The organism is Arthrobacter pascens, from assembly GCF_017052465.1.
Taxonomy (GTDB): domain Bacteria; phylum Actinomycetota; class Actinomycetes; order Actinomycetales; family Micrococcaceae; genus Arthrobacter; species Arthrobacter pascens.
This window is the reverse complement of sequence record NZ_JAFHKT010000150.1, coordinates 95039-118913: the sequence shown is the minus strand read 5'-3', so window position 1 is coordinate 118913 and position 23875 is coordinate 95039. Positions and strand designations below refer to the sequence as shown.

General features: G+C 67.0%; 22 protein-coding genes. 6 read left to right on the top strand and 16 right to left on the bottom strand.

Annotated features, from left to right (window positions below; genetic code table 11):
* Window positions 1-31 precede the first annotated feature (31 nt).
* The 11 genes from cobA to JYA52_RS18010 all read right to left on the bottom strand — a co-directional run bounded on the left by cobA (window position 32) and on the right by JYA52_RS18010 (window position 12975).
* On the bottom strand, window positions 32-1297 hold the full coding sequence (gene cobA, locus JYA52_RS18060) for a uroporphyrinogen-III C-methyltransferase (RefSeq protein WP_205654627.1): 1266 nt from the start codon (window positions 1295-1297) through the stop codon (window positions 32-34).
* A 183-nt stretch (window positions 1298-1480) separates the two neighbouring features.
* A complete protein-coding gene (locus tag JYA52_RS18055) occupies window positions 1481-2500 on the bottom strand; it encodes an ABC transporter permease (protein ID WP_240460519.1) in 1020 nt (339 codons plus the stop codon).
* Entirely contained in the window at window positions 2490-3215 is a 726-nt protein-coding gene (locus tag JYA52_RS18050; RefSeq protein ID WP_205654626.1) for an ABC transporter ATP-binding protein, read from the bottom strand. Before JYA52_RS18050 ends, JYA52_RS18055 begins: the two co-directional genes overlap by 11 nt.
* 47 nt (window positions 3216-3262) lie before the next feature.
* On the bottom strand, window positions 3263-4396 hold the full coding sequence (locus JYA52_RS18045; protein ID WP_205654659.1) for an ABC transporter substrate-binding protein: 1134 nt from the start codon (window positions 4394-4396) through the stop codon (window positions 3263-3265).
* A gap of 164 nt (window positions 4397-4560) precedes the next feature.
* Entirely contained in the window at window positions 4561-5874 is a 1314-nt protein-coding gene (locus tag JYA52_RS18040) for an aspartate aminotransferase family protein (RefSeq protein ID WP_205654625.1), read from the bottom strand.
* A 16-nt stretch (window positions 5875-5890) separates the two neighbouring features.
* Window positions 5891-7057 carry an RtcB family protein gene (locus JYA52_RS18035; RefSeq protein WP_205654624.1) on the bottom strand — a complete coding sequence of 389 codons (1167 nt, stop codon included), beginning with the start codon at window positions 7055-7057 and terminating at the stop codon, window positions 5891-5893.
* Window positions 7058-7190: 133 nt separating this feature from the next.
* On the bottom strand, window positions 7191-8612 hold the full coding sequence (locus tag JYA52_RS18030; RefSeq protein ID WP_240460517.1) for a sulfate adenylyltransferase subunit 1: 1422 nt from the start codon (window positions 8610-8612) through the stop codon (window positions 7191-7193).
* Window positions 8612-9559: a sulfate adenylyltransferase subunit CysD gene (gene cysD, locus JYA52_RS18025; RefSeq protein ID WP_205654623.1), complete on the bottom strand. Its 948-nt coding sequence runs from the start codon at window positions 9557-9559 to the stop codon at window positions 8612-8614. The genes JYA52_RS18030 and cysD overlap by 1 nt, the downstream gene beginning before the upstream one ends.
* Entirely contained in the window at window positions 9556-10299 is a 744-nt protein-coding gene (locus tag JYA52_RS18020; RefSeq protein WP_372433924.1) for a phosphoadenylyl-sulfate reductase, read from the bottom strand. Before JYA52_RS18020 ends, cysD begins: the two co-directional genes overlap by 4 nt.
* 26 nt (window positions 10300-10325) lie before the next feature.
* Window positions 10326-12065, bottom strand: coding sequence for a nitrite/sulfite reductase (locus JYA52_RS18015; protein ID WP_205654622.1), 1740 nt, complete (start codon window positions 12063-12065; stop codon window positions 10326-10328).
* A gap of 55 nt (window positions 12066-12120) precedes the next feature.
* Window positions 12121-12975, bottom strand: coding sequence for a sirohydrochlorin chelatase (locus JYA52_RS18010; RefSeq protein WP_205654621.1), 855 nt, complete (start codon window positions 12973-12975; stop codon window positions 12121-12123).
* A gap of 60 nt (window positions 12976-13035) precedes the next feature.
* On the opposite strand from JYA52_RS18010, the gene JYA52_RS18005 reads away from it, so the two are divergent.
* Both JYA52_RS18005 and JYA52_RS18000 read left to right on the top strand, forming a co-directional pair.
* Window positions 13036-13707: a trimeric intracellular cation channel family protein gene (locus JYA52_RS18005; protein WP_205654620.1), complete on the top strand. Its 672-nt coding sequence runs from the start codon at window positions 13036-13038 to the stop codon at window positions 13705-13707.
* A 14-nt stretch (window positions 13708-13721) separates the two neighbouring features.
* On the top strand, window positions 13722-14144 hold the full coding sequence (locus tag JYA52_RS18000; RefSeq protein ID WP_205654619.1) for a hypothetical protein: 423 nt from the start codon (window positions 13722-13724) through the stop codon (window positions 14142-14144).
* Window positions 14145-14256: 112 nt separating this feature from the next.
* Here JYA52_RS18000 and JYA52_RS17995 read toward each other — a convergent pair whose 3' ends face one another.
* From JYA52_RS17995 to JYA52_RS17980, 4 genes are all read right to left on the bottom strand, one after another.
* Window positions 14257-15096, bottom strand: a complete 840-nt coding sequence (locus tag JYA52_RS17995) for a type IV toxin-antitoxin system AbiEi family antitoxin domain-containing protein (RefSeq protein ID WP_205654618.1) — start codon at window positions 15094-15096, stop codon at window positions 14257-14259.
* Window positions 15097-15432: 336 nt separating this feature from the next.
* Window positions 15433-16533: a polyprenyl synthetase family protein gene (locus tag JYA52_RS17990; RefSeq protein WP_205654617.1), complete on the bottom strand. Its 1101-nt coding sequence runs from the start codon at window positions 16531-16533 to the stop codon at window positions 15433-15435.
* Window positions 16534-16542: 9 nt separating this feature from the next.
* Window positions 16543-17877: a geranylgeranyl reductase family protein gene (locus JYA52_RS17985; protein ID WP_205654616.1), complete on the bottom strand. Its 1335-nt coding sequence runs from the start codon at window positions 17875-17877 to the stop codon at window positions 16543-16545.
* Between the two features lie 4 nt (window positions 17878-17881).
* Window positions 17882-18661 (bottom strand): demethylmenaquinone methyltransferase, encoded by a 780-nt coding sequence (locus JYA52_RS17980; RefSeq protein ID WP_307869433.1) that lies wholly within the window; start codon window positions 18659-18661, stop codon window positions 17882-17884.
* 101 nt (window positions 18662-18762) lie between these two features.
* On the opposite strand from JYA52_RS17980, the gene JYA52_RS17975 reads away from it, so the two are divergent.
* The 4 genes from JYA52_RS17975 (at window position 18763) to JYA52_RS17960 (ending at window position 22823) form a co-directional block, all read left to right on the top strand.
* Entirely contained in the window at window positions 18763-20091 is a 1329-nt protein-coding gene (locus JYA52_RS17975; RefSeq protein ID WP_205654615.1) for an isochorismate synthase, read from the top strand.
* 214 nt (window positions 20092-20305) lie between these two features.
* The gene (locus JYA52_RS17970; RefSeq protein WP_205654614.1) at window positions 20306-21112 is read left to right on the top strand and encodes an ABC transporter substrate-binding protein; all 807 of its coding nucleotides are present in this window, start codon (window positions 20306-20308) and stop codon (window positions 21110-21112) included.
* Window positions 21113-21215: 103 nt separating this feature from the next.
* A complete protein-coding gene (locus tag JYA52_RS17965; protein WP_205654613.1) occupies window positions 21216-22007 on the top strand; it encodes an amino acid ABC transporter permease in 792 nt (263 codons plus the stop codon).
* Window positions 22008-22019: 12 nt separating this feature from the next.
* The gene (locus JYA52_RS17960) at window positions 22020-22823 is read left to right on the top strand and encodes an amino acid ABC transporter ATP-binding protein (RefSeq protein ID WP_205654612.1); all 804 of its coding nucleotides are present in this window, start codon (window positions 22020-22022) and stop codon (window positions 22821-22823) included.
* Window positions 22824-22926: 103 nt separating this feature from the next.
* Here the strand turns inward: JYA52_RS17960 and JYA52_RS17955 are convergent, their stop codons facing one another.
* Window positions 22927-23817: a hypothetical protein gene (locus JYA52_RS17955; RefSeq protein ID WP_372433923.1), complete on the bottom strand. Its 891-nt coding sequence runs from the start codon at window positions 23815-23817 to the stop codon at window positions 22927-22929.
* Window positions 23818-23875 lie beyond the last annotated feature (58 nt).

Here is a 23875-nt window from a genome sequence, read left to right as displayed (position 1 = left end):
ATAAAGGCCGTTACGGAACAGTCGATGGGTTTCAGGGGGTGAGAACGCGGGTGGTGCGGGGCTTGTTCGGGCTGGTGGTGCTGTAGTCAGCGGTCTTGAAGTGCGACGGCGCGAAGGGGCTTACGCGGACAACGTCACCAATGACGATCACGGCAGGATTCGCGACGCCGGCGGCCTCGGCCTGGTCGGCGATGGTTGCGAGGGTGCCAATCGTCACGCGCTGGTTCGGCAGGTAGCCGTTCTCCACAATACCAACCGGGGTGTCGCCGGGCAGGCCGGCTTTGCCGAGGGCGGACGCCGACTCGCGCAGCTGGCCTACTCCCATCAGGAGCACTACGGTGTGGTCGGAGCGGGCCGGCACCTCGGAAAGTTCCTCGTGTCCGGTAACAACGCTGAAGCCCTTGGCGAGGCCGCGGTGCGTCACGGGGATGCCGGCGGCGGCGGGCACGGAGATGGCCGACGTCACCCCGGAGACTACTTCAACCTCGACGCCGTACCGGCGGCAGAATTCTGCTTCCTCGCCGCCGCGGCCCAGGACATAGGGGTCGCCGCCCTTGAGGCGCACCACGCGGTGGCCGGCCAGGGCTTCGTCGACGAGGATCCGGTTGATCTCGGCCTGCGGCACCGGGTGGTTTCCGGGGGTCTTGCCCACCTCGATGACGCGGACGTCGGGGGCCAGTTCGTTGAGCAGTTCACGCGGGCCTAGGCGGTCGGCGACCACGACGTCGGCCTGGCCGAGGAGCCGGCGGCCGCGGACGGTGATGAGGCCGGTGTCGCCGGGGCCGCCTCCCACGAGGGCCACGGAGCCCCGGTGGGCACGGCGGCGGCGCAGCGGCAGGTCGCCGGATTCGAGGGCGGTAGCGACGGCGTCGCGCAGGGCCATGGCACGGCGCGGGTCTCCCCCGGCGTTGACGGCGATCTTGACGTCGTCAACCACGGCAACGGCAGGGGTCCAGGCGGCGGAGGCTTCGTGGTCGGAGGCGTTGACGCACCAGATGCGCTGCGCTTCGGCGTCGGCCGACACCTGGGCATCCACGGCGGAATCGCCGGTGGCCGTCTGCACGAACCAGACGCCGTCGACGTCGGACGAAGAATAAGCGCGCGGCTCCCAGGTGAGCAGGCCGGCGTCGGCGAGCTCACGGAGCGCGGCGGAGGCAACGGGGGCGACCACGGTGACGCGGGCTCCGGCGTCGAGCAGGCCCTTCGCGCGGCGTGCAGCCACGGGCCCGCCGCCCACCACGAGCACGGGTCGGCCGAGGAGGCGCAGTGCCGTCGGGTAGATGTCCTGAATTGCCATAAATCAACGGTAGGGCCGCGTCACATTCACCAACAACGGCGGCGGAAACACCAGTTCACGCAAGGTAACGCTGCGTCACATTAGGAACCCGCTGGTGGGGCCCTGTCACCGGCGCCCGGACAGCAGAAAGCCCGACGGCGATCATCGCCGTCGGGCTTTCTGCTTTGGGTTGGAAGGAGGTGCTTAGCGGGTGCTGCCGGCAAGCAGGCCGCGGCGCTGGAGCAGGCGCTTCTCCACCGGGCCGAAGACGAGCAGCTCGATGAGGATGCCCACGGCGAGGATGAGCAGGATCGCGGACATCACGATGGTCATGTCGGCGAGGTCGCGGCCCTGGTTCAGCATGGAGCCAAGTCCGAAGCCGATGGTGCCGCCCACCGCGATGATTTCCGCGGCCATGAGCGACCGCCAGGAGAACGCCCAGCCTTGCTTGAGGCCTCCGAGGTAGCCGGGAAGGGCCGCGGGAAGAATGATCTGAATGGCCATCTCCAGCCGGGAGGCACCCAGCACAGTGCCCACCCTGCGGTACTGCGGCGGGATCTGGTCCACGCCTGAGATCAAACCGTTGATGATGGACGGGATGGCCCCCATGAAGACCACGAAGTAGACCGTGGCGTCGGTGAGGCCGAACCAGATAATGGCCGCGGGAACCCAGGCCACGGAGGGCAGGACCTGCAGCCCGGAGATCAGCGGACCGAACGCCCGGCGCAGCGGAGCCACCTGGGCCAGCAGCAGGCCGATCGGCGTCGCGATGACAACACTGATCAGGAAGCCCATGAGTCCGCGCTGCAGCGATGTCCACACAGCTTCTTGCAGCGAACCGTCAGCCCACAGGGTGCCGAATTGCCCCAGCACGTCCAGCGGTCCAGGCACCTGGTCGCGGCGCTTGAAGCCGAGCGAAACATAGAACTGCCAGATAAGGACAAGCACCACGAGTGCCGCCACAGGAAGCAGGACCCGGCTCCAGTCGATCCTGGCCTTGCGGACAGCGTCCGACTGCAGCGAGTCCAGCCCGGATTCGAGTTCGCGCAGGTCGGCGTGGCCGGTGGAGGAACGCGTCAGGGCGGCGTGGATTTTGGTGGACCCGGCCGTTGAGCTCGTCGAAACCTTGGTCTCGCCAGGCTCGGCCAACGGCGGCTCGGTGACGTCAACCTGCGGGGCCGGGGCGGCATCCGGCGCGGAGTCAGACAGGAACTTACTTGGCATGGCGGCGGATCTCCTCTCGCAGCCGGGCGGTGATGACCCCGGTCAGCTGTCCGGCAAGACCGGCGTCGGTACGGTGTTCTTCGGTGACGTTCCATTCCTCGACCACGCGGCCGGGCCGGGAGGACAGCAGCAGCACGCGCTGGCCGAGGCGGACAGCCTCGCGGACGTTGTGCGTCACGAACACAATGGTGCGCCCCGTTTCCTTCCAGATGCGCTCGAGTTCGTCATGGAGCAGGTCACGCGTGATCGCATCAAGGGCCGCGAACGGCTCGTCCATCAGCAGCAGCTGCCGGTCCTGCGCGAGCGAACGCGCCAGGGCCACGCGCTGGCGCATGCCGCCGGAGAGCTCGTGCGGGCGCTTGTCCGCCGCCTCAGCCAGGTGCACCAGGTCGAGCAGCTCGCCGGCCTTGGCACGGCGTTCGGCCTTGCCCACGCCGCGCAGCTTCAGGGCCAGCTCGACATTCTCCCTGGCCGTCAGCCACGGGAAGAGGGCGGAGTCCTGGAACATGAAGGCAGCGCCGTCGCTGGGCACCTCAAGAGCGCCCGACGTCGGGACCTCCAGTCCCGCCATGATGTTCAGCAGGGTTGACTTGCCGCAGCCGGACGCACCGAGGAGGGCGACGAATTCACCCTTGCCGATGGTGGCGTTGACGTCGTCCAGCACCGGGGCGCCGTCGCCGAAGCGCTTGCCCAGGTTTTCCAGTACGACTGGCATGGTCCCGTCCTTTGTTCGTGGTGCGTGGTGTGCTGCCGCAGCGGAGGCTAGTCCTGGCCAAGCCCTGCTGCAGAAGTCTTTGTCTTGGTCACCGTGTTGAGGGCACGGAGGTCGAAAATGCCGTTAAGGTCGGCCTGCTTGGTGGTTCCGGCATCCACGCCGTCCTGCAGCAGCTTCTTGTAGGTGCCGGCCAGCGGGTCCACGGTGAAGGTGATGTTCTGCAGCGAGCGGTCGATGACGTTCTGCTGCAGGGCCTTGCCGGAGTCCTTCTTGAGGGCGGCGTTGACCTTGCTGGCCTTCTCGGCGGCCGGGGTGTCGTTGAGCCACTGCACGGATTCCGCGTGGCCCTTCAGCAGGCCCTCCACGGTCTGCGGGTGTTCGGCGGCGAACTTCTTGTTCACGATCAGGATGGTGGTGGGGAACTCGCCGGGCTTGCCGGTCTGGGAGCCGTCCCAGAGGTCCTTCTCGTCCACCAGCACCTTCGCACCGGCTTGGAGCACCAGGCGGGATGCCCACGGCTCCGGTACCCACGCGCCGTCGAGCTTTCCGTCCTGGAACAGCTTCAGCGTCTGCGCGTTCTCGGTGGGGTTGATCGCGACGTCGCCGCCGCCGTCTGGAGTGGTTTTGTAACCCTGCTTGGCGAGCCAGGCGCGCAGCGCCACGTCCTGGGTGCCGCCGAGCTGCGGCGACGCGAGCGTCTTGCCCTTCAGGTCCGCGGCGCTCTTGATGCCGGGTTTGACCACGAGCTGTGCGCCGCCCGAGGCGGCGCCGGCGATGATGCTGACGGACTCGCCCTTGCTCTTGACGAACGAGTTGATGGCCGGGTTGGGACCGATGTAGGTCGCGTCGATGGCCCCTGCGTTCAGTGCCTCGATGGCGGCGGGTCCGGCGTTAAAGACCTGAGTGGTGAGCTTTGTGTTTCCCAGGTTCTTTTCGATGAAGCCCTGGTTGACACCCACCAGGGCCGGGGCATGCGTGATGTTCCCGAAGTAGCCCAGCTTCAACTCATCGGCAGGGCCAAGGGAGGCAGGGGATGCTGCCGACGCGTTGGTATCCCGCGACACGGCGGAGGCCACAACAGCGCCCACGCTGATCAGCAGGACCAAGCCAAGGGCCAGGGCAATCTCCAGGGCACGCCTCCGCTTGGGCACCTGGCTGTCGCCGGCCTCAATGCGGGTCATGCCCGGCCTGGAACTAGTCATGAATTCACCATAGGGAGTGTCATTAACCCGGTTCAATGGCTCGGAAACCGGGGGTCACGCGCGTTCATCTAACGTCACATTCGGACGCGCTCCAGCCTGCGTTATCTGAGCGCCCGCCGCCCACGCCCTTCGGCGGACCGGACCTAGGCGAGGTATGTGTCGGCTGCTGCCAGGGCGTCGTCCAGGATGGCCAGGCCCGCGGCGGCGTCGGAGTCGGTCACGTTGAGGGGAGGAGCGACGTTGACCCGGTTGCCCACGGTCAGCGGCAACAATCCCCGGTCCAGGCATGCCCTGGCGAAGGAGACCATCGGCGCGTTCGCCGTGCCGGTGGCTCCTGTCGGCACGAGCGGCTCTTTGGTCCGCCGGTCGCGGACGAGTTCGACGGTCCAGAGGCCGCCGATCCCGCGGACGTCGCCGACAGACTCGTGCTTGGCGGCAAGCTCCCGGAGTCCTGGCCCGAGGACGTCCGCGCCGAGGCGGGCAGCTGCCGCGACGGTGCCCTCCTCGTGCATCGCGCTGATGGCGCCGACGGCGGCGGCACAGGCGAGTGGGTGGCCGCTGTACGTCATGCCCGCGGGGTAGGGACGTTTGGTGAACATCTCGTAGATCGCGTCGCCGACCAGTACCCCGCCCAGCGGCACGTACCCGGAGTTCACTCCCTTCGCGAACGCCATCAGGTCGGGTGACACGCCATCGTGGTCGACGCCGAACCAGGCTCCCGTGCGTCCGAAGCCGACCATCACCTCGTCGGCGATATAGACGATACCGTGGCGGTCGCACAGCTCGCGGACTCCGCGCAGGTAGCCGGCCGGCGGGACGATGACGCCGGAACTGCCGATCACCGATTCCAGGACCAGACCGGCGATCGTCGACGGGCCTTCCAGGAGGATCACCTGCTCGAGATGGGCCAGCGCCCGCTCGGACTCTTCCTCCGGGTCCCTCGACCCGAATGCCGACCGGTACAGGAAAGGACCGAAGAAATGGACGGCTCCGGCCGCGCCGGTGTCCGAGGCCCAGCGGCGGGGATCGCCGGTGAGGTGGATCGATGCCGCCGTCGAGCCATGGTACGAGCGGTAAGCGGCGAGCACTTTCGGTCGACCGGTACAAAGGCGTGCCATTCGGACCGCATGCTCGATGGCCTCCGTTCCGCCGGTGGTGAACAGCACGTGCCCGAGGCCCTCCGGCGCGACCTCCACAATCATCCGTGCCGCCTCGCCCCGGACGTCGGACGCGTGGCTGGGTGCGAGCGTGCACAGACGGTCGGCTTGCTCCTTGATCGCAGCGACGATGCGCGGATGTTGGTGACCGAGGTTGGTGAACACCAGTTGCGAGGTGAAATCCAGGTAGCGCCGTCCGTTGGCGTCGATGAGGTAACTCCCGGACCCACCGACAAAGGTAGGCACGTCGCGCGGCCCCTGCAACGCCCAGGGGTGGAAGACCAGTTCATCGAGGTTCACGACATCCTCCAATCCTTCAGTCCCCCTTGACGTTGATGATCTGCCGCAGCCGGTGGCGCACCGTGACGAGGTCTGCGGCATCGTGCATGACCTGGTCGATCGGCTTGTAGGCCGCAGGAATCTCGTCAATGAAGGCCTCCGTGACGCGGAATTCGATGCCGTGCATAGCCTGCTTCAGCTCGGCCAGGGAGAACGTCCTGCGCGCCGCATTCCGGGAGTATTCCCGGCCCGCACCGTGCGGCGACGAGTTCAGGGACACGGGGTTGCCAAGCCCCTCCACAACGTAGGAGGCTGTGCCCATGGACCCGGGAATCAGCCCCGGATCCCCCGCTTCGGCTTTGATGGCCCCCTTCCGCGACACCCAGACGGACTTTCCATAGTGGGTTTCCTGCTGCGTGAAGTTGTGGTGGCAGTTGATTCGCTCCCTCTCGCGGACCGGGCCGCCCACCCAGCGGCCGAACTGGGTGATGACGCGGTCCATCATTTCCTCACGGTTCAGCAGGGCAAAGCGCTGGGCCCAGCGGAGCTCCTTGATGTAGTGCGTGAATTCCGCCGTGCCCTCGTCCAGGGAGGCCAGGTCCGGGTCCGGAAGGACAGTGCCTTTGGCTGCCGCCAGCCGACGCGCCACGTTGATGTGGTGCTGCGCGATCTTGTTGCCGATCCCTCGGGACCCTGAGTGCAGGAACAGCCAGACGGCATCCGTCTCGTCCACGCATACCTCGATAAAGTGGTTTCCGGATCCGAGCGAGCCCAGCTGCAGGTCCCACTTCGCCACATAGTGGCCCGGATCAAACCCGGCTTTGGCGGCCAGTTTTCTCAGTTCCGCGATGCGCGGTTGGGCCGTGGCGAGGACTGTCCGGTTGTTGTGGCCCGCGGACAGCGGAATGACGCGCTCTATGTCCTCGCGCAACCGTTTCCGGTCCTGGGGCAGGTCTTTCAGCGCGTACTGCGTCCTGACGGCGATCATTCCGCAGCCGATGTCAACGCCCACAGCGGCGGGAATGATGGCCCCGAGCGTCGGGATGACGGAGCCGACAGTGGCGCCTTTGCCCAGGTGGGCGTCGGGCATCAGCGCCAGATGCGGGTAGATGAAGGGAAGCCGGGCCGTTGCCAGCGCCTGCTCGCGCGTCTTGTCATCCAGGATGGACGCCCAGTTGATGAGCTTGCTGTTGATGGTCTCCACGTTTCGCCTCCCACACCTGATGATGGTGGGCAGGGCGTGGGGCGGCAAGGGCCCGCAAACAGCGAAGTCGCCGGAAGCGTGTGAAGTCGCCGCAAATTTGCGGCGATCTCGCACGTTTCCGGCGACCTCAGTGTTAGATCGAGTAGCGCTCGTCCTCGTGGTCGCCCGGGTGGTCCTTGACCAGGCCCGCAGCGAGGGTGTTGCCGTCCAGCGGGTCGATCACCAGGAACGCGCCGGTGCGGCGGTGGTGCAGGTAGTTCTCCAGCGGCAGCGGCGCGGCGAGCCGGAGCTGTGCGTGGCCGATGTCGTTGAGCTCCAGGCTGGATGCGCCTTCGAGGTTGAAGGTGGCAAGGTCCAGCTTGCCGCTCACGCTGCGGACCAGCGCCTGGACGGTGCGGGCGCCGTGCTTGACCAGTACCTTGGCGCCCTCGCGGAGCGGCTTCGGGGACAGCCAGCAAAGCGCTGCGTACAGGTCGGCGGAGCTTTCGCGGACAGTCCCGGCAGCTGCGATGGTGTCACCGCGGGCCACGTCGAACTCGTCGGCAAGGCGGATCGCCACGGACTGCGGCGCGGCGGCTTCCAGCAGTTCAGCCCCGGCGAAGTCGATGCCGATCACAGTTGTGGTGCGCGGGTCCTGGCCGGGCGTCAGCACGCTGACCTTGTCCCCCACCTTGACCGAGCCCTCGGTGATCTGCCCGGCGTAGGCGCGGTAATCCCGGTACGCCTCTGTGTCGAGTCCGGCGGCAACGGCGTCAGGGGCAAGGGCTCCCTGGGGCCGGATGACCAGCTGCACCGGGAAGCGGAAGCTTTCCAGGTGGCTTTCGAGTTCGTCGGCGGCGGGCAGCGTCTCGAGCACCTCGAGCAGCGCCGGCCCGGTGTACCAGGGGGTGCGCTCCGAGCGCTCCACCACGTTGTCGCCGTCGAGCGCGGAAACCGGAACCACCAGCAGGTCAGTGATGCCATCGGATCCGAGGCCGAGTTCGCGGCCCACCTTCTGGACATCGGCTTCGATCTCGCGGAACACCGATTCGCTGAAGTCCACGAGGTCGATCTTGTTTACGGCCACGATCACATGCGCCACGCGAAGGAGCTGCAGCACGGACAGGTGGCGGCGGGTCTGCTCCAGGACACCCTTGCGGGCGTCGATGAGCACGACGACGGCATCCGCCGTGGACGCGCCAGTCACCGTGTTCTTGGTGTACTGCACGTGCCCGGGGCAGTCCGCGAGGATGAAGCTGCGGCGGTCCGTGGCGAAGTAGCGGTAGGCGACGTCGATGGTGATGCCCTGCTCGCGCTCGGCACGCAGGCCGTCGGTCAGCAGGGCGAGGTCGATGCCGCCAGCCGAGCCGCCGAAGCCGCGGTCCGCGGAGGTGCGGGCAACGGCGTCGAGCTGGTCGGCGAGGATCGCCTTGGAGTCGTGAAGGAGGCGGCCCACCAGGGTGGACTTGCCGTCGTCGACCGATCCTGCAGTGGCGAAGCGGAACAGCGAGGCGTGCGCGAGGGGTGCCTCGTCAAGAAGGGCAGCCGCGCGGGCTGTATCGATTTCGGTGCTCATTAGAAATAGCCATCCTTCTTGCGGTCTTCCATGGCGGCCTCGGAGATGCGGTCATCTGCACGGGTGGCGCCACGTTCGGTGATGGTGGAGGCGGCAACTTCGATCACGACGTCGCGCACGGTGGCGGCAGACGATTCAACGGCGCCGGTGCAGGACATGTCGCCGACGGTCCGGTAGCGGACGGTCTTGGTGATGACTTCCTCATCGGGGCGGGGCTGGGACACCTCGCCCACTGCACGCCACATGCCGTCGCGGGCAAAGACCTCGCGGTCGTGGGCGTAGTACAGGCCGGGCAGCTCGATGTTTTCGCGCTCGATGTAGCGCCACACGTCCAGCTCGGTCCAGTTGCTGATGGGGAACGCGCGGACGTGCTGGCCCACGGTGTGCCGGCCGTTGTAGAGGTTCCACAGCTCGGGGCGCTGGTTGCGCGGGTCCCACTGGCCGAACTCGTCGCGGAGGCTCAGGATGCGCTCCTTGGCGCGGGCCTTGTCCTCGTCACGGCGGCCGCCGCCGAAGACGGCGTCGAACTTGTTGGACTGGATGGCGTCCAGCAGCGGAACGGTCTGCAGCGGGTTGCGGGTGCCGTCGGCACGCTCGGCCAGCTCGCCGCGGTCGATGAACTCCTGGACGGAGCCGACGACGAGCTTCAGGCCCAGGCGCTCCACCGTCCGGTCGCGGAAGTCGATCACCTCGGGGAAGTTATGGCCGGTATCCACGTGCAGTACGGGGAACGGAACCTTGCCGGGCCAGAACGCCTTGGTGGCGAGGTGCAGCATGACCACGGAGTCCTTGCCGCCGGAGAACAGCAGCGCAGGCTTCTCGAACTCGGCAACAACCTCGCGGATGATGTGGATGGCCTCGGACTCAAGGGTGTCCAGGCTGGAGAGGCGCGTGGAGGCTGCGACGTCGGTCACCTGGGTGGGCTCCTCGGTTAGGAAAGTGCTCATACGTGTAGTCCGCATTCTGTCTTGTTGGTTCCTGCCCAGCGTCCGGCGCGGGGATCATCGCCGGGTGCCACCTTGCGGGTGCAGGGCTGGCATCCGATCGACGGGTAGCCCTGGGAGAGGAGCGGGTTGACGGGAAGGAGGTTGTCATCGGAGTACTGGACCAGCTGGTCGAACGTCCAGGCCGCCACGGGGTTGACCTTGACCAGGCCGTTGGCTTCGTCCCAGGTCACCAGCGGGGTGTTGGTGCGCGTGGGGGCTTCGTCGCGGCGCACACCGGTGAACCAGAGCTCGTAGCCGGAGAGCGTGCGGCGTAGCGGTGCCACCTTGCGGAGCGCGCAGCACTGGGCGGCGTCGCGGGCAAAGAGGTCCTTGCCCAGCAGCCGGTCCTGCTGCTCCACGGTGTTCTCCGGGAGCACGTCCACCACGTTGACGCGGAGGTTCGCGGCCACTTCGTCCCGCGTGGCGTAGGTTTCCGCGAAGTGGTAGCCGGTCTCCAGGAACAGGACGTCGACGCCGGGAATCTGGTCCGCGACGAGCGCGGGCAGGACGGCGTCGGCCATGGAGCAGGCGACGGCGACGGCGGGCATCTCGAAGTTGCGCTCCACCCAGGCAATCACGTCGCGGGCGGGGGCGACCCAGCCGAGCTCGGCGGCACCGGCCTCGGCCAGGGCCTTGAGCTCCTCGTGGGAACGCTTGGCGGGGGCAGGCGATGCCGCCGGGGTCTCGACAGGCTCGACCACCGGGTCGATTCCCAATGCGTGCTTGCTCACTGCAGTGCCTCCTCATCTGCGGCGTGCGCCCACTCGGCGAAGGTCTGGCCTTCGGCGCGGTCGGCCACGAACCGGCGGACAACCCGCTCCACGTAGTCCGGCAGGTCGGCCACGTAGACCTTCAGGCCGCGGACGGTACGTCCGAGGCCGGCCTCTTCGCGGTCCGAGGAAGCCAGCCCGCCGCCCAGGTGCACCTGGAAACCCGGGGTGGGGTCGCCGTCGGGCGTGGGGAGCATCATGCCCTTGAGCCCGATGTCCGCGGTCTGGATGCGGGCGCAGGAGTTGGGGCAGCCGTTGATGTGCAGGGACAGGGCCTGCGGGAGCTGGCCGCTGTCGGCCAGGTCCGCGAGGCGGCGCTCCAGCTCGGCGACGGCGGTGGCTGCCGTGACCTTCGTTTCCACGATGGCCAGCTTGCAGTACTCGATGCCGGTGCAGGCGATGGTGCCGCGGCGGAACACGGACGGGCGGGCGGAGAGGCCCAGGGCATCCAGCTCGGCGACTAGCGGTTCGACCTCGTCCTTGGCAACGTCCAGCACAACCAGCTTCTGGTGCGGCGTGGTGCGCAGGCGGTGGGAGCCGCGGGCCTCGAGGGTGTCGGCGAGCTTCACCAGCTGCGTGCCGGAAAGGCGGCCGGCCACCGGGGTGGCGCCGATGAAGAACTTGCCGTCCTTCTGCTCGTGCACGCCCACGTGGTCGCCCGGGGTGGACGGCTTGGGGGCGGCGGGGCCGTCAGCCAGCTTGTAGCCGAGGTATTCGTCCTCGAGGATCTGGCGGAACTTCTCCGGACCCCAGTCAGCCATCAGGAACTTCAGGCGCGCCTTGGTGCGCATGCGGCGGTAGCCGTAGTCGCGGAAGATGCTGGTGACGCCGAGCCACACGTCGGCTGCCTGCTCCGGCGTGACGAACGCGCCGAGGCGCTTGCCCAACATGGGGTTGGTGGAGAGGGCGCCGCCGGCCCAGAGGTCGTAGCCGACGCCCAGTTCCGGGTGCCTGACGCCAACGAGTGCGAAGTCGTTGATCTCGTGCACCACGTCCTGGCTGGGGTGGCCGGTGATCGCGGTCTTGTACTTGCGCGGCAGGTTGGACAGCAGCGGGTTGCCGATGAAGCGCTCCCCCAGCTCGGCGATGAGCGGGGTGGGGTCGATGATCTCGTCCTTGGCGATGCCGGCCACGGGGGAGCCCAGAATGACGCGCGGGACGTCGCCGCAGGCTTCGGTGGTGGACAGGCCCACGCCCTCAAGCCGGGTCCAGATCTCGGGGATGTCCTCCACGCGGATCCAGTGCAGCTGGATGTTCTGGCGGTCCGTGAGGTCGGCGGAATCACGGGCGAAGTCGACCGAGATGTTGCCGATGACGCGCAGCTGTTCGGTGGTGAGCGCACCGCCGTCGATCCGCACGCGCAGCATGAAGTACTTGTCCTCAAGCTCGTGAGGCTCAAGCGTGGCGGTCTTGCCGCCGTCGATCCCGGGCTTGCGCTGCGTGTAGAGGCCCCACCAGCGGAACCTGCCGTGCAGGTCCTGTCCGGGGATCGCGTCGAAGCCTTCCTTGGAATAGATGGACTCGATACGCTCGCGGACGTTGAGGCCGTCGTCTTCCTGCTTCCAGGTTTCGTTGGCGTTCAGCGGGGTGGTTCCGTCCACCTTCCACTGGCCGTGAGGCTTGGCGGCGGGGCGGGAGGCACGGGCTGGGCGCGCGGGCTTGTCCGTGGCCGCTCCGGCTAGAGCTGTATCAGTCATGCATCGACTGTAGGGCCGCCCGGAAACCCGTCACAAAGGCCCCGGAAACGCTAAGTCACCTAGGGAAATATTTCGTCATGAATTGCCGAAGGGCCTTGAACGGACCCGCCGGCTGTGCTTCCGGAGTGGCTTTCGCCGGAACCGGGGCGGCAGGTCCGGCGGCAACGGCAGCCGCACGCGCTGCCACCGCGGCGTCGAACCGTTCCAGGGCGATCTCGGCGAGCACCGGCGACGGCAGCAGCGGTGCCGTGACCAGGTCCGCGCCGGCCTTGGCGAGCTGGTCGTGGAAGTAGCCGGGCGCGAGGAGGTACGACGCAATGACGACGCGCCCGCCCATGTCGACCGCCCCCGCGGACTCCCCTGCCCCGGCGCCGCCTGCCGCTTCCTCGCGCAGCATGGCGACGGCCTCGGGAACTGACGGCTTGGCCGACGCGCCGTAGGCAGGCTCGATCCGGTTGGGGCGCAGGGCCCGGAGCTGCTCGGCGAGTTTCTCCACGCTGATGGCCGCGTTGGGGTTGGACGAGCCCGCGGCGGCCAGGACCACGAAGTCATTGTCGGTGACGCCGGCCTCCCGGAGGCGCTGGTCCAACAGGGCCGCCAGGCGGGGGTCAGGGCCAAGCGGTGCCGCGGCGACGCTCCCGGGGCGGCTCTTGACCGCCCGCGCAATGTCCACCTTCACGTGATAGCCCACGCTGAGCAGCAGCGGGACCACGACGGCGGAGGCGGCAGGGTCTCCGGGAAGGCCCGCCATCACGTCCACAAGATCGGGCTGCTGGACATCCACATACGCTTCGCGGACATCGAGCCCGGGCCGGAGTGCCGCGATGGCGTCCCGGAGGGCATTGACCTCGGCCGCCCCCTGCGCGTTGGACGTCCCGTGGGCACAAGCGATCATGATCGGGCTATTCATAGGGGCTAGCGTAACGTTGGAGCTGCACTGTCCGCCCCCTGAAATTAGCCGGGACGCTTCATGACATTCCCTTTTGACATCGCCCTGGTATGGCTGGACCTGACCGGCATCTTCTTCTTCGCGGTCTCCGGATCGCTGCTCGCGGCGCGGAAACAGTTCGACTTGATCGGCTCCCTCCTCCTTGCGTCCCTCGTTTCGCTCGGCGGCGGGGTGATCCGAGACATCATCCTCAACAGCGGTCCGCCGGCGGCCTTCACGAATCCCGCCTACCTTGCGCCTCCCCTGCTCGCCACAGTGCTCGTATACTTCCTGTTCTCCAGCGTCCAGCGCTTCACTTCCCTGCTCGTCCTGTTCGACGCCGCCGGCCTGGCGCTGTTCTGCATCACCGGCACGCTGAAGGCGCTGGCGTTCGGCATGAACCCGGTGGCGGCGGTCGTGCTGGGCGTCACGACGGCGGTGGGCGGAGGCCTGCTGCGCGACATCACCGCCAACGAGGTGCCCCAACTGTTCGACGCCAGTGACCTCTATGCCCTTCCGGCCTTCAGCGGCGCGGTGCTCACCACCACCCTTTGGGGATTGGGGGCCTTCAACGCCGTGTCCGCGTGCGCTGTCGCCACCGTGGTCTTCGTGTTCCGGGTGGTGGCCTGGCGGCGTTCCTGGCGCATTCCGCTGGCCGTCCGGGGATGGCAGCGGCTAGGGCTGGACACCGGCAATTCGAGGGGCCGGGATTAGCTAGGATAAGAGCCATGACTGACATGTTCCTCGAGAAGTTCCGTGCGCTAGTTCCGAAGTATCTCGAAGACGAATGGCAGGAAGAGGACGGGCTGCCCGAGGAGGACCTCGACAAGGCCCTCGCCGAGCACCAGTTCACCGTTCCCCTGGTGCTGCGCGAGTTTTACCTGGCCCTCGGCGGCTGCGAGGACCTCATGGAGGCCTACCACTACTTCTGGGATCCCGAGGAACTCGAAGTGGATGACGAAGGCTTCCTGATGTTCCTGGAGGACGAGGAAGAAAACTTCACCTGGGGCTTCCGCGTGGGCGATCTCAGCATCCCGGACCCCATCGTGTACCGCCGCAACAACGCCCGCGGCCAGTGGAAGAGCGAAGAGGGGACCTTCTCCGAGTTCGTCTTCGACATGTTCGAGTGGGCTTTTAACGACGAGGACTGAGCCGGCGCCGTCCTGACCCTCTTTGGCCGCAGACGGGCCGCGGCTCGCCGATGAGCCTGCGTGTCTTGGTGCCCACGTCTGCAAAGAGGGTCACGACGGCGGCACCTGGGGGTCATTCGGGTGCGAACCTTCCCAGTGCCCGCAGGCGGAGCACGGCCTGGACCTGTTCCACCATGGCGGCGGGCCGGTGCACCACGTCGTCGTAGTAATAGCGCAGTGTGAGATGGCCCCCGAGCATGCCGGCGTTGTTCCTCCGCTGATCTTTCTTGACCTGCCGGGGTTCAAAGTGCGTGGAGCCGTCCAGTTCCACCACCAGGCATTCCTCAACCAGGCAATCCACCTCGCCCACCCCCGGCAGGTGGACGTGCATGCGGACCTTCAGGCCAGCGCGGACAAAGTGCGTATGTGCCAGTATCTCCAGCACGGAGTCTGCCCGCGGAATCAGCAGGTCCAGCACGGCACGGGCGCGGCCGTTCCTGTTCCCGATGAGTTTGCTCCGCAGGAAGTCGGCTGAAATCTGGCCTCGGCCGGTGGCTGACTGCACCAGGGCCAGCGCTTCGAGCTCCGGGAGGCACCGCACAGCATGCAGTAGGACATCGGCGAGGCCCGCCACCGGTAGGGCCGGATCTGGGGCGTGCGTGCACGGGGCGTGGTCTATCACCCCGCTCTTCGGAACACCGTTGCCGCAGCTCAGATGCACTTCCTGCGGCGTATGCAAGGCCCACAGGCTGTAGAACCGCGCTGCCGACACGCAGGTGAGCCGGCCGTTGTACCTGAAGGCGGCCAAGACGCCGTCGTCCGCGTCGCGCATCGCGTACACACCACGCTGCGGCCGGTGCAGGCGGCCGGCGTCGACCGCAGCCTCGAGCGTGGGCCGGAGGAATCCGGCACGCAGGAGGTCGCTTCTCCGGGCCGCTCCGCCGCGCCGCGCCAGGAAGGTCTGAAGGTCCATCACTCCACGGTCCCCGTGCTCGGCAGCGATGGGGAGCTGCGGACCTGTCTATGTGCACAAACCCGCCCCGGATCCGTCGCGACCCTCTTTCGCGGCCGATTGCCTGCGGCGCGCCAGCCCGCCGGCGTGCCCTTCAGGAGCGGCGAGCAAACAAGGTCGGGACGGGCCGTGACAGCGCGATTAACAATCGACTTGAAGAATGTGACAAACCTGTCATAGACTTATTCACGGGTCCACTAAAGCCTCCGGTGGATTTGATGCGAACGGAGAAACGGCCCCGGTTCCCAGCAGTGTGGCGCTGCAGGGAACCGGGGCCGTTCCGTTTAAGTCTGGAGGCTAGCTCGCGCGGTCTACGACAGCCCGGGCGAAGCTGGTCAGCGAAGCCTTGACCACACCTTCGGGCAAGGGTGCCAGCGCGGCGATCGCGTCGTCGGCCCATCCGCGGGCAACCACCCACGACTCGGCGGTCACGGGGTGCTCGCGCAGGCCGGCCACCGCTTCGGCCAGGGCCTCGTCGGAGGAGAGGTCGCCGTCGATCAGTTTGAGAAGTTCGACGGCGGACTGGTCACCTTGCGTCGCAGCGCTGCGCAGGAGCAGCACCGGCAGGGTGGGGACGCCTTCGCGCAGGTCCGTGCCCGGAGACTTGCCGGACTTCACCTTGACGCCGGTGACATCGATGACGTCGTCGGCCAGCTGGAAGGCCACGCCAACCTTTTCGCCGTACTCCACCAGGACGTCTTCGTAGGCTTCGTCGGCGCCTGAGAAAATCGCCCCGAACTGGCCGGAGGCCGCCACGAGGGATCCGGTCTTGTCAGCGATGACGGAGAGGTAGTGCTCAACCGGGTCCTCGTCCGGGCGCGGACCGACGGTTTCGTGCAGCTGGCCCAGGCACAGGCGCTCAAAAGTGCGGGCCTGGATGCCGAGGGCGCGGGAGCCCAGCTCGGACACGAGGATGGAGGCGCGGGCGAAGATGAGGTCCCCGGTGAGGACGGCAACGGAGTTGCCCCAGACCTCGTGCGCCGTGGGGGCGCCGCGGCGGAAGGGGGCCGAGTCCATGACGTCGTCGTGGTACAGGGTGGCGAGGTGCGTCAGCTCCACCACCACGGCTGCCTGCACCACGGCGGGCAGCGAGGCGTCGCCCAGGTGTGCGCACAACAGGGTCAGCAGGGGCCGGATGCGCTTGCCCCCGGCCTCCACGAGGTGACGCGACGTTGCGTCAGCCAGCGGATCGGAGTTGGCGATGGCCTCGCGGAGCTTCTTCTCCACACGGGCCAGATTGTTGGTGATGGCCGGGCCGAGGTCGGGGTCCTCCGCGATGGCCGCGAACCCTGCCGGCAGCTGGAGTCCGGTGGCGATGGCGGTGGTGTTGAGGCTGGGTTCGGAGGCCGGCAGGCCATGCCCGGCGTGCGTCCAGCTGTGGTTCGCGGAGTTGGTCACGGGTTAACCCTAACTTTTTGTTGCGGAAACCGCTGATTCGAAGCCGGACGGCGACTTGGCGGACGTGTTGGACGTGGCCGGCACCAGCAATTCCAGAACCCGGATCACGCGGTCCTCGAAGCCCTTGGCGGACGGATCGGTGAGGTTGGCCAGGAGCCGGACCACGAAGCGCATCAGCACGGGGATGGGCATCCCGGTCCGCAGGGCGAGCTTCATGACCGCAGGCTTGCCGATCAGCGCGGCAAACGCCCGGCCCAGAGTGAAGTGCGAGCCCCACTGTTCCCGCACGTAGTCCGCGTACCCCGCAAGGTGCGCATCGGCGTCGTGCGTGGACCAGCCGCCCGAGGCGCTGCGCGAGGACGCGTCAACAATGAACTCGGCCGCGAAGCGGGCGGACTCCATGGCGTAGGAGATGCCCTCGCCGTTGAACGGGGACACCATGCCGCCGGCATCGCCGAGAAGCAGCAGGCCCGGCGAGTAGTGCGGCGTGCGGTTGAAGCCCATGGGCAGGGCGGCGCCGCGGATCTCTCCCACCTGGTTCTCGGGCGTGAAGCCCCATTCGGAGGGCATGCCGGCGGTCCACTCGCGGAGCACCTGCTTGTAGTCCAGCTTGCCGAATTCCTTGGAGGAGTTCAGGATGCCCAGGCCCACGTTGGACGTGCCGTCGCCGACGCCGAACACCCAGCCGTAGCCGGGCAGGAGCTTGCCGTCGCGGCCGGGAAGTTCCAGCCAGCCTTCCATCCAGTCGTCCTCGTGGCGCGGCGAGGTGAAGTAGGTGCGGACGGCCACGCCGAGGGGCCGGTCGTCGCGCTTCTGGATGCCGAGGGACACCGCGGTGCGGGTGGAGTTGCCGTCGGCGGCAAGGACGACGTCGGCGGTAAAGTCGCGCGTCTCCCCCGTCTTGCGTCCGGACTCGTCCAGGACCGCGGCACGGGCGCCGGTCACCCGGCCGTCGTCGCTGCGGAGCGCTTCGATGACGCTGTGGCGTTCCAGGACGGTGGCACCGGCCGCCTGGGCATGCCGGGCCAGCTCCTCATCAAAGCCGAGGCGCGTCCGGATCAGGCCATACTGCGGAAAGTCCGAGACCTCGGGCCACGGCAGCTCGATGGAGCGGCCGCCGGCGAGCAGGCGCAGGCCCTTGTTCCGGCGCCAGCCCTCCTCTTCGGGGTGCGGCAGGCCGAGCTTCTGGATCTCCCGGACGGCCCGCGGCGTGAGGCCGTCGCCGCATACCTTTTCGCGCGGGAAGCTGGTCTTTTCCAGGACAGTGACGTCGACGCCGGCTTTGGCGAGGTAATACGCGGCCGTGGATCCGGCCGGACCTGCGCCAACAATCAGTACTTTCACAGTGTCAGCGGGCGGTTCGCGGGATGTTGCGGCGCAGCTTTGCCACCGGGCCGGTATGGGCAGCGATCGCGGCGGCCGAGCCGTTGCCGGCGAGCGGCTTGTGGGCACGGTGAACGGCCACGATGCCGCCGCTGAGGTTGCGGTACGTGACCTCTTCCCAGCCGGCTTCCTGCAGCCATGCGGCGAGGTGGTCCTGGTCCGGCCAGGCGCGGATGGACTCGGCGAGGTACACGTAGGCGTCCGGGTTGGACGAGACCTTGGTGGCGATGGCCGGCAGGGCGCGCATGAGGTACTCGGTGTACATGGTGCGCCAGAGCGGCACGACGGGCTGGGAGAACTCGGCAATGACGAGCTTGCCGCCGGGCTTGGTCACGCGGAGCATCTCGGCGAGGGCCTTCTTCGGCTCGTTGACGTTGCGCAGGCCGAAGGAGATGGTGCTGGCGTCGAAGGTGTTGTCCGCGAAGGGCAGGTTGGTGGCATCCCCGGCGATGAAGTCGATATCCGGGCGGCGCCGCTTGCCCACCTTGAGCATGCCAAGGGAGAAATCACAGGCCACCACGTTTATGCCCGCATCGGCATATGGCTCGCTCGAGGTCCCCGTTCCGGCGGCCAGGTCCAGCACGCGCTGGCCGGGCCGGACATCCATGGCCTCCACCACGACCTTGCGCCAGCGGCGGGTCTGTCCCATCGAGAGGACATCGTTGACGACATCGTATTTCGGTGCGACGTCGTCAAACATCGTGGCTACTTCGTCCGGACGCTTTTCCAAGGATGCTCGGTTCACCCTGTCAATCTACCCGAATCTGTCGTTTCGTACTTGCGGCACCCAGTGCGCAGCGGGACGGATCGGCAGCTTCAAGTCCCTAAGAGTAGTGTTGACCCATCATGACCAGAACGCTCCGCACTCTGACAGTCCCTTTGGATGGAGAATCGACTCCCGGGGGGCTGCCGTCGTATCTGGTGCGGGACGACGTTCTCTGCTGGACGCGGCGGGAGGCCGGGCTCGTGGGCTTTGGCGAGGTGGCGCGGTTTACAGCCACCGGGCCCGAGCGGTTCCTTGAGGCGGACATCTGGTGGCGGCACCTTGTGATCGAGGCCGACATCACGGACCACGTCGAATGCCCCGGCACCGGCCCGGTAGCCTTCGGCTCGTTCGCGTTCTCCAAAGTTTCCGCCCACGAATCCCGCCTGATTGTGCCCGAGATCGTGGTCGGCGTGCGGGACGGCCGCGCCTGGCTCACCCAGATAACAGCCGACGACGGCGAGCTCACCGAAGAGGGTGCCCTCGCCGCGCTGAGGGGCTGGCTGGAAGGGTCCGCCACGGGCGAGACGCCCGCAGAGCCGGCCGCCGCCGTCGGACTTTCCGGAACCGCCACGCTGGAAACCGGCTCACTCAGCGAAGAGGACTGGATGGCCGCCGTCGCGGCCGGTGTTGCCGAGATCCGCACGGGCAAGCTGGAAAAGCTCGTGCTGGCCCGGGACGTCGTGGCCACCGTGCCGGATGGTGTCAACGCGGCGGAGGTACTGCGGCAGCTCGCCATCCGGTACCGGGAATGCTGGACCTACGGGGTGGACGGCCTTGTGGGCGCCACGCCGGAAATGCTTATCCAGGTGGAGGGGCGCACCGCGCAGGCGCGTGTTCTCGCGGGGACGCTGGACCGCCGCGACGCCGTCGGCGAGGCCGGGCTGCCTCTGGATTACGCCGAGCGTGTGCTGGCCGGCTCCGAAAAGCAGCGGCATGAGCACGAGATCGCCATCCAGTCGCTGACCACTCAGCTGGCGCCGTTCTCGGAGGCCATGAACGCGCACAGCGAGCCGTTCATCCTGGAACTGCCCAACGTGTGGCACCTGGCGTCGGACGTCAAGGCCGAACTCACCGAGGTGGAGGGGCACGTGCCCACCTGCCTGGCCCTGATCAACGCCCTGCACCCCACGGCTGCGGTCTGCGGCACGCCTACACAGGTGGCCGGAGCGTTGATCCGGAAGCTCGAGCATATGGACCGGGGTCCGTACGCCGGGCCGGTGGGCTGGCTGGATGCGGCCGGAAACGGCGAGTGGGGCATTGCCCTGCGCGGGGCGGTCATCGAGTCGCCCACCACCGTCCGGTTATATGCCGGATGCGGAATAGTCGAAGGCTCGCATCCGGAGGCGGAACTGGCCGAGACGTGGGCCAAGTTCCGGCCGATGCTGGAATCGCTGGGCATCAGCAGCTGAGCGCGGCGGACGTCTAGCCGTGCTCTTCTAGCCGCGATGCCGCCGTTCCATGGTCTGGAATCACAGACACCTGCCGCCCGGAACGTCTTGCCAAATCGGCTGCAATAGTTATCGAATAGTCAAAGTTAGTTTTCTGTGATGCACATCTCTCATTCGGCGTTACACTATAAGCCGTCTAAGTTCCGCATACTCCTGCAACAAAAGGTAAGAAACCATGTTTAAGTCCCTTGCCACGGCCAAACTCAGCGCCAAGGCAGCCGCACTGCTCGCTGTCGGGGCACTCAGCCTCACCGCGTGCGGCGGCGGTGGCGCTACTCCCGCTGCCACAAGCAGCGACGGCGGCGTGCAGCTCATCAATGCCGGCAAACTGACCGTCTGCTCGGACGTCCCCTACGAACCGTTCGAGTTCCAGAAGGACGGCAAGATCGTCGGCTTCGACATGGACATCGCCGCAGAGGTTGCCAAGGACATGAAGGCCGAGCTCAACGTGGTGGACAGCTCCTTCGAAGCCATCGAGACCGGCACCGCCCTGACCCAGTGCGACGTTTCCATCTCCTCGATTTCGATCACGGAGCCGCGGAAGGCCGTCATGGACTTCTCCGACCCGTACCTGAACGATGACCTGACCCTCGTCGCCTCTGACGCTTCCGGCATCACCAACATCGACGGCGCCAAGGGCAAGAAGGTGGGCGTGCAGCAGGCCACCACCGGCGCCAAGTACGCGAAGGACAAGGGCCTCGACGCGCAGCAGTTTGAGGACACGGGACTCCTGGTCCAGGCACTCAAGGCCGGCACCATCGACGCCGCCCTCGGCAACCAGTCCGTCCTCGGCTACGCCATCAAGGACGACGCCAAGTACAAGCGCGTGGAGAACTACGCCACCGGCGAGAAGCTGGGCATCGCGATCAAGAAGGGCAACTCCGCCATGCTTGGCCAGGTCAACACCACGCTGAAGCGCCTGACCGACGACGGAAGCCTCAAGAAGTTCGAGACCACCTGGTTCGGCGAAGCCACCAAGTAGCCAACGCGCCTGAGCCCTACGCAGCAGGGGCCCCGTTCAGGATCTGTTCAGCAGTCCGTACGGGGCCTCAACTGCGCAAAACGAATGTGAGTAGACCATGGCAATGACAATGACCGCACGTCAGCGAGCCAGAGTAAGCCTGTATGTCCAGGCCGGAATCTTTGTTGTGGCCACGGCCGCGCTGATCCTGGCCACCGACTGGAGGGCCGTCGGCAACAGCGTCTTCAACTTCGGCAAGATCGGACCGTTGTTCCCGGATATCTTCATCTCGGGCCTGAAGAACACCCTGATCTATACCTTTCTCGGATTCATCTTGGGCCTGTCCGGCGGCCTGCTGCTGGCCCTCATGAAGCTCTCCAGCTTCCCGCTTTACCGCTGGATCGCCACCGGCTACATCGAATTTTTCCGCGGCATCCCGGCCCTGCTGGTGTTCATCGCGTTCGGCTACGGCGTTCCGCTGGCCTTCGGGGTTTCGTGGAACGTGACCGTCGTGGTGATGGTTTCCCTCGGCATGGTCGCCGCGGCATACATCGCCGAAACCCTCCGCGCCGGCCTGCAGGCAGTACCACGGGGACAGATGGAGGCTGCGCGTTCTCTGGGCATGCCCCAGTGGCGGGCCATGGTTACCATCGTGATCCCGCAGGCCTTCAAGATCGTCCTGCCGCCGCTGACCAACGAGGTCATCCTGCTGACCAAGGACTCGTCGCTGATCTACGTGCTGGGCCTGACCGCCTCGCAGTACGACCTCACCAAGTTCGGCCGTGACGGCATCTCCAGCCTGGGCGCGGGCCTTACGCCGCTTCTGGTGGCCGGCGCGTTCTACCTGGTGATCACCATCCCGCTGAGCCTCCTGGCCCGGAAGTTCGAGAGCCGCTCCGCGCGGACCAAGCGATAGGCAGAGAAGCTAATGAACGACGTCGTCACCAACTCCCGCAATCACACCGGTTCCCTCAACGCCGCCGGTGTGTCCATCCAGAACCTGCGCAAGTCCTACGGGACCAACGAGGTCCTCAAGGGCATCAGCCTGAACGTGTCGCCTGGAGAGGTCGTCTGCCTGATCGGCCCGTCCGGCTCCGGCAAATCCACCCTCCTGCGCTGCGTGAATCTCCTGGAACAGCCCAACGAGGGCACCATCCACGTGGGCGGTTTCGACGCCACGGACCCCGATGTGGACATCGACCGGATGCGCCGCAAGGTGGGCATGGTGTTCCAGCAGTTCAACCTCTTCCCGCACCTGAGCGCGCTGCGGAACTGCACCGTGGCGCAGACCAAGGTGCTCAAGCGCTCCCAGTCCGAGGCGGACAAGGTGGCGCACGCCAACCTTGAGCGCGTGGGGCTGGGGCACCTCGCCGACCGCTACCCGGACCAGCTGTCCGGCGGCCAGCAGCAGCGCGTGGCGATCGCCCGGGCGCTGAGTATGGACCCGGAGCTGATGCTGTTCGACGAGCCCACCTCGGCCCTGGACCCCGAAACCGTGGGCGACGTGCTCTCCGTCATGCGGAACCTGGCCAAGGAAGGCATGACCATGCTGGTGGTCACGCACGAGATGGGCTTCGCCCGCGAAGTGGCGGACCGCGTGGTCTTCATGGACGGCGGCGTGGTGGTGGAGGAAGGCGTGGCTGAGCAGGTCATCAGCGCCCCGACCCAGGGCCGCACCAAGGAGTTTCTCAAGCGCGTGCTGGACCCGACGCACATCGAGATCTCGGAGTAGGCACCGGCGCCCTTCCCGTCTGGCGACGCGCAAATGCCCCGTCGCTACCTGAATTCCGGTAGCGACGGGGCATTTGCGCGTCACGGGGCAATTTGCGCATCGCTCAGCGCGTTGACCGCGCACGCCGGCGGGGCACACCCGCCGTCGCCAGCTTCCGTTCCAGCCGTTCCGGCGTCATCAGGTCTGCCCAGACCCAGCGGACCACGGTGCGACCGGTGGCACGGATCCGGTCCTCACGGTACTTCTCGTCGATCACTGCCTGCGACGCACTTCTGCCCTTCAGATATTCCGGCTTCAGGTATTTGTCCACTCCGTCGAACTCCCCGACGACACGGACACTGTGCCAGTAATAGTCGGAGTAGCCAACCAAACCCCGGTCATCGCGGATTTCGTGCTGCAGGGCCGGCGCTTCAAATCCTGCTGCGCACATGAGGGCTCTGCTGAAGGACTCCCCCGCCGAGGCAGACAGAGCATCGGCGAACTCGACGGCGACGACGATGCGGTGGGTTGCTGCCGCGGTGTAGTTCCCTTCGATTCCGGCCAGCAGCTGCTCCTTGGAAAGCGCCGGCAGCCCCCTGGCCCGGTCCGGTCGCAGCACATGGTCCAGCGGAACGATGGCTTCCGCGAAGGGTGTGAAAGCCGCGAGATCCAGGACGGTGCGCACCCGGCCGGTCACCAAAAGCCCGTCATGACAAAACGCCTTGACGCCAGCAGGGTCGGCATAATGCCTGCGGACCCCTGCCCGCGACCGGCCGCCGTCGTTCTGAAACGTTAGTGCATGCACAGGTTGGCGAAAACCGATGGTCGGAACGCCCCAGACGCTGGCCGCCGAATGCGTGGCGAACACCGTAGGTGCAGAGAACGTTTCCGCCGCTGCCTGGACGCGCAGCCGGTACTGCTCCCATGCTGTGAGCTCGTTCCAAGCTTCCCCATCCACATAGACTCCGTGACGGAGCCGGACGAGCGCGCCCGAACGGCATCGGCGGGCGAGCATATTCGGCGTCAATCCCTGCTGAACGTGGTCTCGTGCGAGGATCAGCCGTGGTAAGTCC